At 67.8% G+C, this 379-nt stretch carries 1 protein-coding gene; it reads right to left on the reverse strand.

All coding sequences use genetic code 11. From position 1 onward, the window contains the following. On the reverse strand, nucleotides 1-379 hold a 379-nt coding region (locus tag J1M64_RS19150), incomplete at both ends, for a phytanoyl-CoA dioxygenase family protein (RefSeq protein WP_206475233.1).

A 379-nucleotide genomic window follows, 5' to 3' on the forward strand; every position in this document is an offset into this window, starting at 1 on the left:
GTTCTCGACGCTGTTGAACACGATGAACACGTTGCTGCGCGGGTACGGCGTGATGTTGTCGCCGGAGCCGTGCATGCAGTTGCAGTCGAACCAGGTCGCCGAACCGGCCTCGCCGGTGACCAGCCGGATGCCGCCCGCCTCGCACAGCGCGGTGACGGCCTCGTTCGACGGCGTCCCCGCGTCCTGCATCTGCAGGGACTTCTTGTAGTTGTCCTTCGGGGTGGCGCCCGCGCAGCCCAGGAACGTCCTGTGCGAGCCGGGGATGATCATCAGGCTTCCGTTGGTGGCGTGGTTGCCGGTGAGCGCGATCGACACCGACACGGCGCGCATGCGGGGCAGGCCGTCCTCGGCGTGCCAGGTCTCGAAGTCGGAGTGCCAG

It is taken from the genome of Dietzia sp. KRD202, from assembly GCF_017168155.1.
Taxonomy (GTDB): Bacteria; Actinomycetota; Actinomycetes; order Mycobacteriales; family Mycobacteriaceae; genus Dietzia; species Dietzia kunjamensis.